The sequence below is a fragment of the Prevotella sp. 885 genome, assembly GCF_002265625.1.
Taxonomy (GTDB): domain Bacteria; phylum Bacteroidota; class Bacteroidia; order Bacteroidales; family Bacteroidaceae; genus Prevotella.
The window spans coordinates 1-16,464 of record NZ_NOVE01000012.1; the positions used below are offsets into that span (position 1 = coordinate 1).

General features: G+C 53.4%; 12 protein-coding genes. 11 read left to right on the top strand and 1 reads right to left on the bottom strand.

Annotated features, from left to right (window positions below; genetic code table 11):
- Window positions 1–1,156 precede the first annotated feature (1,156 nt).
- The 11 genes from CHL74_RS05550 to CHL74_RS05600 all read left to right on the top strand — a co-directional run bounded on the left by CHL74_RS05550 (window position 1,157) and on the right by CHL74_RS05600 (window position 13,135).
- Window positions 1,157–2,095, top strand: a complete 939-nt coding sequence (locus CHL74_RS05550; protein ID WP_254923229.1) for a PorP/SprF family type IX secretion system membrane protein — start codon at window positions 1,157–1,159, stop codon at window positions 2,093–2,095.
- Window positions 2,096–2,147: 52 nt separating this feature from the next.
- Entirely contained in the window at window positions 2,148–3,602 is a 1,455-nt protein-coding gene (locus tag CHL74_RS05555) for an SUMF1/EgtB/PvdO family nonheme iron enzyme (protein ID WP_094880178.1), read from the top strand.
- A gap of 35 nt (window positions 3,603–3,637) precedes the next feature.
- On the top strand, window positions 3,638–4,510 hold the full coding sequence (gene gldL, locus CHL74_RS05560; RefSeq protein ID WP_094880179.1) for a T9SS inner membrane protein PorL/GldL: 873 nt from the start codon (window positions 3,638–3,640) through the stop codon (window positions 4,508–4,510).
- 23 nt (window positions 4,511–4,533) lie between these two features.
- Window positions 4,534–6,078: a type IX secretion system protein PorM/GldM gene (gene gldM, locus CHL74_RS05565; RefSeq protein ID WP_094880180.1), complete on the top strand. Its 1,545-nt coding sequence runs from the start codon at window positions 4,534–4,536 to the stop codon at window positions 6,076–6,078.
- 36 nt (window positions 6,079–6,114) lie between these two features.
- The gene (gldN, locus tag CHL74_RS05570) at window positions 6,115–7,158 is read left to right on the top strand and encodes a type IX secretion system protein PorN/GldN (RefSeq protein WP_094880181.1); all 1,044 of its coding nucleotides are present in this window, start codon (window positions 6,115–6,117) and stop codon (window positions 7,156–7,158) included.
- A 72-nt stretch (window positions 7,159–7,230) separates the two neighbouring features.
- Complete coding sequence (locus CHL74_RS05575; protein WP_094880182.1) at window positions 7,231–7,878, top strand: porin family protein; 648 nt, start codon at window positions 7,231–7,233, stop codon at window positions 7,876–7,878.
- 189 nt (window positions 7,879–8,067) lie between these two features.
- Complete coding sequence (locus CHL74_RS05580) at window positions 8,068–8,673, top strand: HAD-IB family phosphatase (RefSeq protein ID WP_094880183.1); 606 nt, start codon at window positions 8,068–8,070, stop codon at window positions 8,671–8,673.
- A gap of 45 nt (window positions 8,674–8,718) precedes the next feature.
- On the top strand, window positions 8,719–9,114 hold the full coding sequence (locus CHL74_RS05585) for a GtrA family protein (RefSeq protein WP_094880184.1): 396 nt from the start codon (window positions 8,719–8,721) through the stop codon (window positions 9,112–9,114).
- Between the two features lie 59 nt (window positions 9,115–9,173).
- Window positions 9,174–10,679, top strand: coding sequence for a DUF6080 domain-containing protein (locus CHL74_RS05590; protein ID WP_094880185.1), 1,506 nt, complete (start codon window positions 9,174–9,176; stop codon window positions 10,677–10,679).
- A gap of 15 nt (window positions 10,680–10,694) precedes the next feature.
- A complete protein-coding gene (locus CHL74_RS05595; RefSeq protein ID WP_094880186.1) occupies window positions 10,695–12,020 on the top strand; it encodes a DUF6080 domain-containing protein in 1,326 nt (441 codons plus the stop codon).
- Window positions 12,021–12,034: 14 nt separating this feature from the next.
- Window positions 12,035–13,135 (top strand): glycosyltransferase family 4 protein, encoded by a 1,101-nt coding sequence (locus CHL74_RS05600; RefSeq protein WP_094880187.1) that lies wholly within the window; start codon window positions 12,035–12,037, stop codon window positions 13,133–13,135.
- A gap of 365 nt (window positions 13,136–13,500) precedes the next feature.
- On the opposite strand, the gene CHL74_RS05605 is transcribed toward CHL74_RS05600, so the two are convergent.
- Entirely contained in the window at window positions 13,501–16,413 is a 2,913-nt protein-coding gene (locus CHL74_RS05605; protein ID WP_094880188.1) for a hybrid sensor histidine kinase/response regulator transcription factor, read from the bottom strand.
- Window positions 16,414–16,464: the final 51 nt, after the last annotated feature.

The window sequence follows — 16,464 nt, forward strand, 5'->3', positions numbered from 1 at the left end:
TATGTAAAGCGTTTCAGTAACACTTTTCCTGCATTGTAAAGTTATTCAGTAAAGGAACAAAATGAGAGTGAAGTAAATTAGTAAAACAACAAGAAAAGTGTAAAGTAAAATCAGTTAAAGTCAAAAGTGGCGCTATTGCATGATAAAAGTGGCGCTATTGTAGTGTAAAAGTGGCGCTATTGCACCCTATTATGCTTGTTTATATCCCTTATTCATTGCACACTTCTTTCCCAGTCAGCATAATCGACTGTGCGTAAATAAGTTATCGCTGCACGCTCAAAATTCGAGAATTTCGCACCAAGGATTTCTTTGTGCGCTGAGCGAGGAGTATTGAGCGTTAGAAATGCAAATATTGTCTGGCAAACTAACCGATAAACAGGAATTTATCTAACGAAGTTGAGAGTTGAAATTTGAAATTTGAGAGTTCTTGCTAAGGCAAGCGGCAAAGCCGAGCGATGATTACTCTTATTAAGTATATTATAATCAATATGATTAACTATCATACATATCATAACTCTCAACTCTCCATTCTCAACTCTCAACTAAATAAACTGCAATTCACAAGCTGTCGAGGCAAACTTAGGAGGCTATGGCGTCCCGCCGTAGCCACGCACCCACCCATAGCAGAAACGCCAATCAGCGCCGTGTCTCGAGGGGACACGTATTCATCAGAAACCCACTACAAGCTCCGAAGGAGCGCAGCTGTGGGATAACCTCCACACCATCCCTTGGTTCCGCAAAGCGGGACCGACTATCATCCTAAACATCATACGGGATGCATCAGTCCCCCTTCGGGGAACTATATGTGGTGGAGGTATCGTACGTACCCACAGCTGCGCTGCTTCGCAGCTTGCAGTGGGTTTCATGATATAGGTCCCGCTCCGCGGAACCCGCAGCTCATACTCAATCTGCTTGCATTTGTGGCTGCGGGGCTACGGCGAGACGCCATAGCCTCCTAAGTTTGTCCCATAGCATACAGTCAACAAAAAAATCATGTCTTCATGTCTTCCTGTCTGAAAAATCATGTCTTCTTGTCTTCATGTCTAAAAATCCCGTCTTCATGTCTTCCTGTCAAAAGAAAACCTGCATTCTTGTCGGGAACCTTATTTTTTTCTGCTTTTACACAATAATTATATTACATAAGCGTTATACATACGTGTTTAAACGCAAGATAATTATAATATTCGGGCTTACGCTTGTCTCGCTTTTGAGCCATGCGCAGTACGACGTGTCCTTCAGTCACTACTTCGACATGGAACCGTCGTTTAATGCTGCGTCCGTAGGTAAACAGCCCAAGCTGAACGTCTCGGCAGCCTATGCCATCGACCTTGCCGGATTCAAGCATAACCCGCAGACCATGTACGCGGGCACCGACATGCCCTTTATGTTCCTCAAGACCACGCACGGAGCCGGACTCCAGTTTATGAACGACAAGATAGGTCTGTTCACGCACCAGCGACTCGCCCTGCAGTACGCCGTCAAGATGAAGCTATTCGGCGGACAACTCTCCACCGGCGTCTCGGCAGGAATGCTCAGCGAGAGCTTTGACGGTTCGAAGCTCGACCTCGAGGACTCCAGCGACCCCGCATTCACCTCGTCAAAGGTGGACGGCAACGCGCTCGACCTCGCCGTCGGACTCTATTACACCCACCGCAACTGGTATGCCGGCATCTCCGCACAGCACATCAATTCGCCCCTCGTCCGTCTCGGCGAGACCAACGAGCTGAAGGTGGACGCCACCTATTATTTGACCGGCGGATGCAATATTAAGCTGAGAAGTCCGTTTCTTACAATAAAGCCGTCCTTCCTTGTGCGCACGGACGGAGTGGCATATCGCGGCGACATCACCACGCGCCTCGTCTATACGCATGAGAAGAAGATGATGTACGTGGGAGCAGGATATTCGCCCACCAACTCCGTGACGGTGCTCGTCGGAGGAAACGTACACGGCATCGTGATGGGCTATTCCTACGAGATGTATACCTCCGCCATCAATCCCGGCAACGGCAGCCACGAACTCTTCATCGGCTACCAGATGGACCTCAACCTTCAAAAGAAGGGAAAGAATCTCCACAAGAGCGTACGCATACTATAAGAGACTGACAAACAGACCATAATACTAAGAAAGAAAATCAGATAAAACATAGATGAAAACAAGAAAAAGCATACTCCTACTTTGTGTCGTGGCATTCTCCATGATACTGACTGGCTGCTTCGGCAGCAAAGCCTCCTCGTCAGCAGGACGCGGCGGCGAAGTGGTCGGCGTGGGCGGACGTTCCTTCGCCGAACCGGCTCCCTACGGCATGGTGAAGGTCGCAAGAGGCTACCTGCGCATGGGACTTGAGAAGCAGGACTCGCTCTGGGGAAAGCAGACACCCGTGAAGGACGTCTCTGTGGACGGATTCTGGATGGACGAGACAGAGGTGACCAACTCAAAATACAAGCAGTTCGTCATGTGGGTGCGTGACAGCATCATCCGCACACGCCTCGCTGACCCGCAGTATGGTGGCGACGAGACATACATGATAACAGAGGACAAGAACGGCGACCCCGTCACGCCACACCTCAACTGGAAGAAGCCGTTGCCACGCAAGCCCAACGAGGACGAGCAGCGTGCCATCGAAAGCGTATATACACGCAACCCAATCACCGGCGAGAAGATGCTCGACTATCGTCAGCTCAACTATCGCTATGAGGTGTATGACTATACGGCTGCAGCTCTGCGCCGCAACCGCCTCAATCCTGAGGAGCGCAATCTCAACACCGACGTAAAGGTAAATCCCGACGAGGTGGTGATGATATCGAAGGACACGGCTTACATCGACGACGAGGGACGCATCGTACGCGAGACAGTCAACCGTCAGCTCTCCGGTCCGTGGGACTTCCTCAACACATATATAGTAAATGTATATCCTGATACGACGTGCTGGGTGAACGACTTCCAGAACGCCGAGAACGAAACATACCTGCGCAACTACTTCTCTAATCCCGCCTATAACGACTATCCCGTCGTGGGCGTGACATGGGAGCAGGCCAATGCCTTCTGCGCATGGCGCACCGACTATCTGCTTAAGGGTCTTGGCCCTGAGGCACGCTTCGTGCAGCGTTATCGTCTGCCGACCGAGGCGGAGTGGGAGTATGCTGCACGCGGAAAGGGCGGCAACGAGTTTCCGTGGGAAGACAAGAGCGTGAAGAGCGGCGACGGATGCTTCTTCGCCAACTTCAAACCCGACCGAGGCAACTACACCAAGGACGGCAACCTCATCACGTCAAAGGTGGGAATATATAACGCCAACTCTAACGGACTCTTCGATATGGCTGGCAACGTGGCAGAGTGGACCAGCACCGTATTCACCGAAGCTGGCGTGGAGGCGATGAACGACCTCAACCCGACGCTCTCCTATAACGCAGCCAAGGAAGACCCCTACCGTCTGAAGAAGAAGAGCGTGCGCGGAGGATCGTGGAAAGACCCCGAGTCGTTCATCCGTGCGGCATGGCGAACATGGGAATATCAGAACCAGCCCCGCTGCTACATCGGCTTCCGCTGCGTACGCAGTCTTGCAAGCACGTCCAGCGTGAAGGGTAAGCACAAGAAGAAGTAGAAAAAATCCTAAATAAACTCTAAACACCAAAGATCATGACAGTATATAGCAAATTCAACATAGTCTACCATCTCCAGAAATGGATGGACAGTGTCCCCGGACAGACCTTCCTCAACTATGCGTATAGCTGGGGCGCCTCTGTCGTTATCCTCGGTACGCTCTTCAAGCTGACTCACCTTCCGGGAGCCAACATCATGCTTTTCGCAGGTATGGGCACTGAGGTGTTTGTGTTCTTCCTTTCAGCCTTCGACCGTCCCTTCGACAAGACGCAGGACGGCAAGGAGCTGCCCACCCATATCGATGACGAGGAGATAGACAATGAAGAGGCAGAAGTGGAGGCAGCTTACGAGGCTGGCAGAAACGGAGAGTCGCCCGCTGAGGCAGCAGCCCACGTGGGTGCAGCCGTAGGTGGTGGCGGAACCATCATCATCGGTGGAGCCGTGTCATCTGGCGAGGCCGTGCAGGGTGGCGTATTCCAGGGCGGCGCAGCTGTTCAGAGTGGCGTAGCCGGAGCTGGCGTAGCTGCCGGTTCGGACGCAGCAGCCGTGAACGTGGCAGCCGCAGCAGCCGACTTTGCCGCCAACCGTGAGGTGGCTGTGCAGCTGGCAGACGCCCAGGCAAGCTACTTGGAGCAGCTCAAGAACCTCACCGAAACCCTTCAGAAGGTGTCGGAGCAGAGCGTCCGCCTTACACGAGACAGCGAGGAGATGGAGAATCTCAACCGTACGCTTACCGGCATCTGCAAGGTTTACGAGATGCAGCTCAAGGGAGCCAGCCAGCAGATTGGCACAATCGACCAGATTAACGAGCAGAGCCGCCACATGGCACAGCAGATTGAACAGCTCAACTCTATATACGCCCGCATGATTGAAGCCATGACTGTGAACATGAACCTCAATCAGAAGTAAAGAAAAAGGAGCAGACAAAGAATATGGCAATAAAGAAGAGAACCATATCACCCCGCCAGAAGATGATCAACCTCATGTATGTGGTGCTCATGGCTATGCTGGCGTTGAACATCTCGTCAGAGGTGCTCAACGGATTCTCCATCGTGGAGGAAAGCCTTAACCGCACCACTGCAAACTCTTCCAAGGAGAACGAGGTGCTCTATGGCAACTTCGCGGAGCAGATGAAGGCCAACCCGCAGAAGGTGAAGGAGTGGTTTGAGAAGGCCACGGCGGTGAAGCGCATGAGCGATTCGCTCTACAACTTCGCGCAGAGCCTCAAGGAGCAGATTGTGCTTGAGGCGGACGGCAAGGACGGCAACATCTACGACATAAAGAACAAGGACAACCTTGAGGCGGCAAGCCACGTGATGCTCGCTCCCGGAACAGGTCAGGGCAAGCGTCTTTACAACGCCATCATCTCTTTCCGTCAGCGCATCCTAAGCATGGTGACTGACCCGCATCAGCGCTCCATCATAGAGAGCAACCTTACCACCAAGCTGCCGAAGAACGCTCATACGATGGGCAAGAACTGGCAGGAATACATGTTTGAGGACATGCCGGTGGCTGGTGCCGTGACGCTTCTCTCAAAGCTTCAGAGCGACGTGCGCTACGCTGAAGGCGAAGTGCTCCACACTCTTGTTGCCAACATCGACATGAAGGACATCCGCGTCAACAAGCTCAGCGCCTTCGTCATTCCCGAATCGAAGACCGTCATAAGCGGCGACCAGTTCTCGGCACAGATTGTCATGGCAGCCGTGGACACCACACAGCAGCCCGAAATCTACGTCGGCGGACAGCGCATCAGCAACGGACTCTATCGCTTCACGGCTGGAGCGGTGGGCGAGCATTCCTTCGGAGGATACATCACCATGCGTGACGGCAGCGGCAATGTCATCCGTCGCAACTTCACACAGAAATACACCGTAGTGGCACCGAGCGCTACTGTTTCGGCAGACCTCATGAACGTGCTCTACGCAGGATATGACAACCCCATCAGCGTCAGCATTCCGGGCGTGCCTCTCAGCGCCGTATCGGCTTCAATGTCGGGCGGTTCGTTCCGCAGCATCGGCATGGGACGCTACATAGCACGTCCTTCAGCCGTAGGCAGCGACGTCACCATCAGCGTGGCAAGCAACGACAACGGCAAGTCACGCCAGATGGGCAAGTTCACGTTCCACGTACGCAAGTTGCCCGATCCGGCTGCTTACCTCAGCATAGGCACCGACCGCTTCCGTGGCGGCGGACTGGCAAAGGCTTCGCTTATGGGCGCTCACGGCATCAAGGCAGCCATCGACGACGGCATCCTCGACATCGAATTCAAGATAACCGGCTTCGAGACCGTCTTCTTCGACAATATGGGTAACGCCGTTCCGATGGCGTCAGCAGGCGCTTCATTCTCAGAGCGTCAGCGCGACACCTTCCGCAAGCTGTCGCGTGGCAAGCGCTTCTACATCTCGCGCATCACGGCAGTGGGCCCCGACGGCATCGCAAGAAAGCTGAACGGATCGATGGAAGTGATAGTCAAGTAAGTAAATACATAATACAGCACAACCAAATACTGAAAAATGAAGAAAGTAATAATGATACTGCTTGCAGCCTTCTTCGCTTCGGAGATGGCGACAGCCCAGCCGGCGGCACGCCGTCGTGAGCAGGCACAGCAGAAGCAGCAGAGCGACCAGGGTCTGAGCGTACGCGCCCAGATATCCTTCCCCACGCAGAAAGCGATGGACGAGGACGTGACGTGGCGCCGCGATATCTACCGTGAGATAAACCTCACCGAGGACGCCAACGCCGGACTCTACTATCCCGTGGAGCCGGTAGGCTCGCAGATGAACCTCTTCACCTACATCTTCAAGCTGGTGATGCGCCGCGCCATCACGGCTTATGAGTATCGTCTGGACGGCAACGAGGTGTTTGACGAAGCCTCGAAGGTGAACCTCAAGTCGCTTCTCGACAACTATCACATCTTCTATGAGCGCACCGACCGTGGCATCCGCATCGACGACAGCGACATTCCGTCGCGCGAGGTGATGGCATACTACGTGAAGGAGTCGGCTTATTACGACGACCGCAACTCGGCTTTCCACACGAAGGTGTTGGCTCTGTGCCCTATCTTGAAGCGTGAGGACGACTTCGGAGACGCTGCCACAAGCTATCCTCTCTTCTGGGTGAAGTACGACGATCTGGCTCCGTTCCTCACCAAGCAGACCATCATGACCTCCAATCTCAACAATGCCGCCACTATGTCCATGGACGACTTCTTCACGAAGAACATGTACAAGGGCAAGATATACAAGACCACGAACATGCTGGGCAAGACGCTCGCACAGTATTGTCCCACGGATTCTGCCATGAAGAAGGAGCAGAAGCGCATCGAGGGCGAGCTGCAGGCGTTCGAACAGAACGTATGGGGCAAGCCTGAGCCGAAGGACTCGCTGGACAGCATCGCTGCCGTGGACAAGAAGGCAGCCAAGGCATTGAAGAAGAAAAACCGCCGCGCCGGTGGAACCACCACTAAGAGAACAAAGGTGAAGAAGCAGCATCCCGCATCATCGTCTTCGTCATCGTCAGGTTCGGCACGTGTTACGGTTCGCAGACAAAGACATTAAAGCAAGGCGTAGGAGCTCACAGCTCCTACATTTGCCATTAAGTTATATTTATTAACTAACAACAAAAAAGGTATGAAGAAATTATTTACAGCAGCTATCGTTGCCCTTTCGATGATGTTCGGCGCCAACAACGCTCAGGCGCAGGTGCAGTTCGGTATCAAGGGTGGTCTTAACGTTACAAGCATGAGCCTCGACAAGGACAAGCTCCTCGACACAGAAAACCAGGCAGGCTTCTTCATCGGTCCGACCGTGAAGTTCACCCTTCCCATCGTAGGACTCGGCATTGACGCTTCTGCACTCTATGACCAGCGCGAGGCAAAGATCAAGGGCGACGGCGACGACAAAGACATCACATCAGCAAGACTGAAGACCCAAGCCATCAACATTCCTATCAACTTACGCTATGGCGTAGGTCTCGGTAGCGTAGCCAACGTCTTCTTCTTCGCAGGTCCGCAGTTCGGATTCAACGTAGGCGACAAGAACAAGTCAATCTTCAAGGACGCAGCAGAATGGAAGCTCAAGTCTTCCAACTTCAGCGTTAACGTAGGTCTTGGCTTCACCGTCCTCAGCCACCTTCAGGTGTCTGCCAACTATAACATCGCTTGCGGCAAGACCGGCGACGTTACCGTTTCTGACGCAGCTAGCACAGCTCTCCAGGAGATGATTGGCAACAGCGGCAAGGCCAATGCATGGCAGGTAGGCTTGGCTTACTACTTCTAAAGAGTTATTCACTCAACATAATAGCGGGGGCGTAAACCTCCGCTATTTTCTTTTTATCACACAATTACTGTCCGCAAGTATAAATCCAAACCATTAAATTCCCGTCTATACCAATTTTATTAGTCCATATTAGTTCTTATATCATTATTTTAACGTACCTTTGTCAACGTAAAATAATGGTATATATTTATGAGCAAGAAGGTTTATTTATTTGATTTCGACGGAACAGTTACTTCCGCCGACACATTACTCCGTTTCATACGATTTGCGTGTGGAACGTGGCGCTTTCTGCTCGGATTTTTTCTTCATTCCCCGATGATTATCGCAATGAAGCTAAAACTCTGTGATAACGGCAAGACTAAGCAGAAAGTCTTCTCGTGGTTCTTCCGCGGGATGAACATTGATGTCTTTGACAATCTCTGCAAGCGTTTTGCAACAGAAAACTTCAACTTAATGCGCCCTAAAGCCACAGACTTGCTCAACCGGCTCTTCCGTGACGACGAGGATATCGTCATCGTCAGCGCCAGTTTGGTCAACTGGGTTAGCCCCTTCTTCACCCATATCCAGCGCGACAGCAAGTCTAACTTCCACGTTCTCGGTACTATTCCAGAGGTAAAGGACGGAGTGATAACCGGACGCTTCCTTACATACAACTGCTACGGAGCAGAGAAGGTGCATTGCATACGCCGACTCTATCCCGACCGCGAGAACTATCATTTCATTGCTTTCGGCGACAGTAACGGCGACAAGCAGATGCTTGCCTTCGCAGACGAGAGCTACTATCGCATATTCTGATGCCCGCCAAACAAGGGCAACCCCAAACTATCATACTTCCTCCGCATGACTCATAACGATATACTGACACCCCAGCAACGCGACCGCCTCGGCGAGGTGGTACGCTTTGGCTTAGTCGGTGTTGCAGCCACCCTTCTTCAATACGCCATCTATTGGGTGCTGCTCCACTGGCTCTCGCCAAGCTTTGCGTTGACAATAGGCTACATCATAAGCTTCTTCTTTAATTTCTGGGCGTCCACCCGCTTCACTTTCCGCGTGAAAGCCTCGGCGAAGCGAGGCGCAGGATTCGCCCTATCGCACGTCGTCAACTACGTCTTGCAGCTCGCAACGCTCAACTTCTTCATCTGGGTTGGCGTCAACGAGAAGTGGGCACCCATCCCGATGTTCTGCATCTGCGTCCCCGTAAACTTCCTTCTCGTAAGGTTCTTCCTGAAGAGATAACGGCGTAAGAATCGCCACCTCCTATTTTTTATACCATCATTCACACCATATTAATCCGTATGCCAGCAAACAATAAATTATCAGAAATATTCCGTTCGCTCTCCGGCGTCTTCCGTTCGCTCTTCCGCATAAAGCGTGAGGAACGATGTCTCGCGTCTTTCCTCCTCATAGTGTTCCTTGTTCTTGATGCTTTAGTGGTGTGCAAGTATTACGACGTGTTCACACCGCAGACCCGACATTACTGGCATCTCTTCATATCGAAGTTCCACATATCCGGTTTCGACCCCATCACGTACAGCGTGGTGTCTGACTGGACGGCAGGATATAACGTCTATCGCCATCCCTTGCTGGCGTTCTTCATGTATGTGCCATACCTTATCAATCAGGCACTGATGTGGATTACGGGCATCAACTGCGCCATATTCATCGTCTCCGCCATCCAGACATTCTGCGCTTTCTATGCCTCAATGTTCCTCTATCGCATCTTCCGCGAGATAGTCGGAGTCAGCCGAACCGACTCATCCCTGCTCACCATATTCTTCTTCGGCTTCTCCTTCGTGATGCTCTCGGCGATGGTGCCCGACCATTTCATCATCTCCATGATGCTCCTTCTGCTTGCCCTTTATGTCTCAGGCAAGCTGATACTGAAGCGACGCAGCCTCACCATCTGGCAGTCTGCGCTCTACTTCTTCCTCACCGCAGGCACATCGCTCAACAACGGACTGAAGATCTATCTCTCAATGCTCTTTGTCAACGGCAAGCGAATCTTCCGACCAAAATATCTTTTCTTCGCCATTCTCCTTCCTGCCGCACTCACATGGGGAGCGGCACGCATGAGTTATGACCACATCGTCTGGCCCCGCGACGTGGCGGCAAAGGCTGCACGTGCCAAGGCAAAGGCTGCGAAGCAGAAGAAGCAGGAGGAGGAAAAGCTCCGCAAACAGCACGACGACTCGGTGCGCATAGCCTCTTTCACAGCCTATCAGCTCGACTCGCTCTCTGCCGACTCAGCCAGACGCGACTCCATAGCCAAGGCAAAGCCGAAGCCAGTTAGACGCCGCAAGAACGGCAAACCCATCAGCAACGGCGAGTTCCTCAGCTGGACAGACGTCACTACGTCGCGTACAGAATCGGTGGTGGAGAACCTTTTCGGCGAAGGAATACAGCTGCATGAAGACCATCTGCTTGGCGACGTGCTCAAGTCGCGCCCCATGATAGTGAACTATCGCCACGCCTTCAACTACATCATCGAGGCAGTAATCGTCCTTCTCTTCATCGCTGGCATCTGGTGCGGACGTCGGTCAAGGTTTATGTGGCTGGCAATGTCTTACTTCGCCCTCGACATGGCGCTGCACGTAGGACTCGGTTTCGGCATCAACGAGGTGTACATAATGTCCGCACACTGGATATACGTAATGCCTATAACAATGGCTTTCCTTATGAAGGCAATGGCAGTACGCCGCCGTCAGGCACTCGCACTGAAGACCCTCGTGGCTCTGCTTGCGACATATCTGTGGATATGGAACGTCAGTCTCATCGTCCGCTATCTCTATTTCACCAGATAAATCCATCTATACATTATGTTAGGACTACGTAAAGAGGAGCGGCGACTCGCCATAGTAGCCGCCGTCGTCTTCACCATACTGAACGGTCTGCTCATCTATTGTCATTACGACTCGTTCACACGCGGTGCACGTGTAGGGTTTTGGTCTGTGTTTTACAACCATCTCTGCATGTCGGGCTATGACGTCTTCTCGCTGATATTCATATCGTGCATGAGGCTTCACTGGAACGCCCTGCGCCATCCGCTCTTCGTGACTGTGCTCCTGCCGATGTACTGGATTAACCATTGGCTGATGCCGCAGACCGAATTCAACTTCGCCGTCTTCCTCATGGCGGCGCTTCTCATAGCCGCAGACGTTTGGGGAGCCGTACTGCTACATCGCATCCTGCGCGACATCGTAGGGGTGAAGTTCGGCGACGCCACTCTGCTCACAGCCCTCTTCTACGGCTTCGCCCATGTGATGACGGCAGCCATCGTGCCCGACCATTTCGCACTTTCGCTGCCCCTGCTGCTCCTCGCCCTCTTCATGACGGGCCGTCACCTGCAGCGCGGCACCCGCTTCACATGGCTGCAGCAGGCGCTGCTGTTCTTCCTTACAGCCGGCGTGACGCTCACCAACGGCGTGAAGATAGCTCTGGCGGCATGGATGGTGAACGGCAAGAAGGTCTTTTCGTGGAAGAGCATCCTTTCTTTCGTTGTGCCCACGCTGATGCTCGGTGCCGTCTTCGTATGGCAGCAGGAGACCATCATCAAGCCGCAGGAGCAGCGCATCAAGCACATTGAGGCTGCCGTGGCAAAGAAAGACCCTGCCCGCATAGAACGCCTGAAGACGCATGACGCCTTCGTCAAGAAGCAGAACGGCGAGGCACTCACCAAGGACGTGCCGCTCCTGGAATGGAGCGACATGACCACATCGCGCATACGATCCGTCGTTGACAACCTTTTCGGCGAGTCGCTACAGTTGCATAAGGACCATCTCATGGAGGACGTACAGCAGACGCGCCCCGTATTCGTCAGCTACGGGTCGACGATAAGCTACGTAGTGGAGGCATTGCTCGTGCTGCTCCTCGTCGCGGGAGCATGGGTGGCACGCCGCCAGCGCTTCTTCCTCATCGTCGCCACGTGGTTCGGTTTCGACATGCTTATGCACCTCGGCTTCGGCTTCGGCATCAACGAGGTATACATAATGACAGCCCATTGGGCATTCATCATCCCCATCGCCGCAGCTTACCTGCTCCGCCAACGTCAGGACGCATGGCTCCGCTTTGCCGTCGCCGCCCTCACAATATGGCTGTGGGCATACAACGGCACGGTGCTGGTGGGTTATCTTCTAACCATCTAAAACTATACAGACTTATGAGAATTTTCCATCTTATCACCCATTTCGATCTTGGTGGCGCCGAACGTGTGGCTGCCAACATCGCCATGTCGAAGACGCCCGACATGGAATATCATATTGTAGAGATAATGCGTGGCAAATCTCTTTACACCAATAAGTTCATAACCGAGATGAAGCAAGCCGGCGTAGTGTGTCATCGATCCCTTATGCCCGACGTCAATTTCCACTTCGTCTTCCAGCGCATAGCTGCCATTCTCTTCCCCCTGCGCATGCTCTACATCATGCTGCGCTGGCATCCCGACGTCATACACGTCCACACGGAGACACCCGACATGTGTATTTACGCCTTCTCGCGCATCTTCCCATGTCTTCTTCGCCACACCCGCATCGTGCGTACCATCCACAACACTCGTCTGTGGAGCGGTTTGCCTTCCATCGCCTCGCTTATCGAACCCTACTATATTCGCCATAACGCCAACATCGGCATCTCTGATTCGGTATGCCAGTCGTATAAGCAACGCTTCGGAGCCGATGCGCCCATCATCCACAACGGCGTGAGCGTAATAAAGCAGCAGATTTATCCGCGCCTTGTCCACAGCAAGCTGAACATCCTCTTCGCTGGACGCTTCGAGCCCCAAAAGGGCATCCCCGTGCTCTGCGACGTCATCTGTGCGCTTGCCAACGACCCGCGTTATCATTTCCATATAGCCGGCGACGGTTCGATGATGCCGATGGTGGAGGAACGGTTGGGTGGACTTGCCAACACTTCCATCCTCAAGCCCATCTTCGGTCTCTCCTCCTTCATGTCGTCCTTCGACTATCTCTTCATGCCTTCCGAGTTTGAGGGTCTGAGCATGCTGTCAATGGAGGCAAGCATGAACCGTCTCCCCGTCATTGCAAACCGCTGTCCAGGCTTGAGCGACACGCTTCCCGAGGATTGGCCCCTGATGGTGGACAACAACAGCCTCAACGCCTACCTCCATCTCTTCCGCGACATCCTCCCCACAGCCGACCACAACGCATTAGCCGACAAAGCCGCCACTTTCGCCGAGCAGAATTTCTCAATTAGGAAGATGCAGGAGGAGTATGAGAAGGTTTATAAGGGTATGTCAAAATAAGAAAAACACAAGGTTACACAGTAGCGGAGGTCTCCCCTCTATTTATTTAGTTATTACATCCTCATGTAACCTTGTGTTTTTCTTTGTTTTTCCGCTTGTGCTTTTCGAGAGAGGCGAAAGCCTCTCATTCATTTATGGCATATATGGGCGTGAGAACTTGTTCTCATAAGACCATATATACCATAAAGGAATTGCCGAAGGCTCGAAAAGCATAAGCGGTATGTGGATGAAGGTTCTTGTCAAAGCCCTGCCTAACAATAACGCCAATCAGCTCATGCCAGATTGGCTGCGTTCGTGGGTGCGTGGCTACGGCGAGACGCCATAGCCTCCTATGTTTGCATTATCAGCTGTAATTCCTAACTCTCTCACCCCTTCTTATACTGCGTCGGCGTCACTCCCATCACCAGCTTGAAGGTGCGGGTGAAGTGAGAGACGTCGTAGAAGCCGCACTTCATGGCCACCTCGTTGATGGGGAGGTCAGCATTGCTGTCAAGAATACGCTGTGCCATCTGCATCTGCCTTGTGCGGATGTAGACGGCTGGAGTGGTGCCGGAGACGGCGGTGAGCTTGCGGCGGAACTGCGCCGAACTCATGCAGAGAGCCACAGCAACGGTGTCGACGGTGACATTGCCCTCGTTCATCTCCTTGTCCACGATGGTGTTGACACGGTCGATGAAGGCACGGTCTTGCGGAGGAAGGGCAGCCTCGGCATTGGGCTGGTGCTCCGCAGCTGCCTGCATATAACGCTCGCGAAGCATACGGCTCTTCTCAAGAAGATTGCCTACGCTTACAGCCAGTTCCTCCGCATCGAAGGGTTTATAGATGTATGCGTCCACTCCCAGCTGCAAGCCGCGAAGCTTGTCCTCCTGCGAGGTCTTTGCCGTAACCATGATGACGGGGATGTGATTGAGCACTTCCGACTGCTTGACAGCCTGGCAAAGCTCGTAGCCATCCATGCGGGGCATCATGACGTCCGTGACAATTATGTCGGGCACAAGCTGCGTCGCCATCTCCAAGCCCTTCATGCCGTCGTGCGCTATTGCCAAGCGATAACGAGTCTTGAGCTGCATGGTCATATACTCTGCCACATCAGCGTTGTCCTCTACGATGAGGACAAGCTGACGGGTGTCGGACGGATTGTCGTCGTCGGCATCGTCGGCTTCTGATATAGAGTCAGAGCAGTCTGTTTCTGGCATGACATCGTTCTCGGCGTTCAAGAGGATGGACGTGGGGACGGAGCCAAGCGATTCCAACGACTTCACCTCTACTCCTTCCGGTGCCTTCACCGGAATGCGCACGGTGAACACCGAACCCTCGCCCACCTTACTGACGAGGCTTATGCTGCCGTTAAGAGCACTGACTATCTGCTTGACAAGCGCCAGTCCGACGCCCGAACCGACGTTCTTCTTGTCGCTCTCGGTCTGATAGAACGGCTCGAAGATGCGCTGCTGGTCGTCCTGCGAGATGCCGCTACCGAAGTCAGCCACACGCATCTGCAGCATATCGTCCTCCACATCGAGCGACACGAGCACCTCGCTGCCCTCCTTCGAGAACTTTATGGCGTTGGTGACAAGATTGCACACCACCTTTTGTGCGTAGTCAGGCACAAAGTCACACACCGCCTTCTGCTGCTTCGGCGCATAAAGCAGACGGATGCCGCGAGAGTGAGCCATGTTGAGATGGCTCTCAATGATGTTGGAGAGGAAGAGAACCACGTCGCCACGATGCCAGTCGCACTTACCCACAGCCGACTTCACCTTCTGTATGTCGAGGAGCTGATTGATGAGCGAGAGGAGGCGCGAGCCCTGTCGCGACACCATATTAGCAACTCGCGTGATGTCGCCCATCGGCACCTTGCCCTCCTCCATCATGCGTGAATAGCCGAGGATGACGGTCAGCGGGGTGCGAAACTCGTGGGTGATGTTGGTGAAGAACGAGAGGCGCATCTCGTCTAACTGGTGCTGCACCTCCTGCTTGCGCTTACGGGCACGGAGAGCATAGAGCATGAAGCACACGATGACGGCGGCGAGGATGATGACCAGCATACCGGCAGCGAAGCTAAGGCGCTTCAGCGTGCGCTCCGTACGATACTGCTGATTGACTGACTCTATCTCGGCGCGGTGCTGCTCATGCTCGTAGCGCACACGCATGTTCTGCATGTGTATGATGTTTTTCTCGCTCGATACGCTGTCGCCCAGCTCGTTGTAAATCTTATAGAAATGCAGCGCCTGACGGCTGTCGCCCTTGCGGTTATAGATGTCGTAATAGAGTCGGGCAATCTGCGACTGGTGTTCCAGCGAATGAAGGTCGTGAGCCAGGCGGTCTGCCGTGTCAAGGTATTGCATGGCAGTGGCATCGTCGCCCATCTTGATATAGATTTCAGCCAAAGCCAGACACGGTTCCATGGTGTGCCAGCGGTCGTCGGACGGCGCCATTATTTCGTAAGCCTTGCGATATTCGGCTATCGCCTCTGCCCTCCTACCCTGCTTCTCGTTGAGTCGTCCGAAGTGGGTGTAGCAGAGCGAAATACCGAGGTCAGACTTTGCCAGGCGGTTCTGCTCCATAGATCGGCGATAGAACGTCCAGGCAGAGTCTATCTGGCCGTTACGCTCGTAGAGCGATCCGAGGTTGGCGTAATTGATGGCCTGACCAAGATGGCTGCCAAGACGCTTCTCGCCTTCGAGGGCAGCGTTGAATACGGAGTCGGCTGTTTCGGTATCGCCGAGCGTGAGGCAGATATTGCCGATGCCGTTGAGCGAAATCACACGGTTCTTACGCGCCGTGCTGTCATCCTTAAGGCTGAACTCCTCACAGAGATGCAGTCCGCGGTAATGATAGTCTACAGCCTCATCAAGGATGCCCATGCGTCGGAAGTTGGTGCCGATGTTGTTAAGCGCCTGAACGGCAGCAATGGTGTCGCCGAGCTGCTCTGCCAGCTTGAGTTCGCGTGTGTGGCAGTCGATGGCTTTGATGAAGAAGTTGGCCTCGCGGTAGACGCGTCCGAGCTTCTTGCGTGCACGCATCTCCAGCATGCGGTCGCCCTTGCGCTCCGCCGCATTCACAAGACTGTCGAGGCTTTGCTCACCATCCACCTCGTCCACAATGCTGTCAGCATGTGAGCGCAGAGCCTGAAGATGACTGGGAGAAGGCGAAGAATGACAAGAAGTGAGGAGAAACACGACGGCAAGACACGTTACGGCAAGAAGACCGCATCGTGAGAGCAGGACGGGGGCAGTTTGGGGTGAGCTATATAATAATGTAAAACGTCTGATTAGCATAAGGCTTTTAGCGTGTTATCTGGTGAGAGGTTTATAGTATACGAATGCAAA